The sequence below is a fragment of the Bradyrhizobium uaiense genome (genome assembly GCF_010811875.1).
Lineage (GTDB): Bacteria > Pseudomonadota > Alphaproteobacteria > Rhizobiales > Xanthobacteraceae > Bradyrhizobium > Bradyrhizobium uaiense.
In genome coordinates this window covers 1-249 of record NZ_VKHP01000757.1, presented here as the reverse complement: position 1 = coordinate 249, position 249 = coordinate 1, and the positions used below count along the sequence as shown (strand labels likewise).

The window sequence follows — 249 nt, the reverse complement described above, 5'->3', positions numbered from 1 at the left end:
TGGCCTGGGCTGTCGGCATCCCTCGGCACCTGAAGGTGTATCCGGTCGATGTGAAGCTCATTTGGCCGATTACCAAAGTCCGCGGGAAACCACGAAAGCACCACGTGCCCGATATCTTATCAATTGCGGCAGAACAAATGCTGGCCAGTGCCAAATGGAAAACCGTGAGTTGGCGCAGCGGGACCAAAGGTCGGTTGAAAGCCCGATTTGCTGCTGTCCGTGTCCGCACCGCCGACGGACCTCCGCAGC

The 249-nt window shown here is 58.6% G+C and carries 1 protein-coding gene; it reads left to right on the top strand.

The annotated features are described in order from the left end of the window. Positions 1–249: transposase (locus tag FNJ47_RS47335; protein ID WP_163163658.1), on the top strand; the 249-nt coding region annotated here is incomplete at both ends.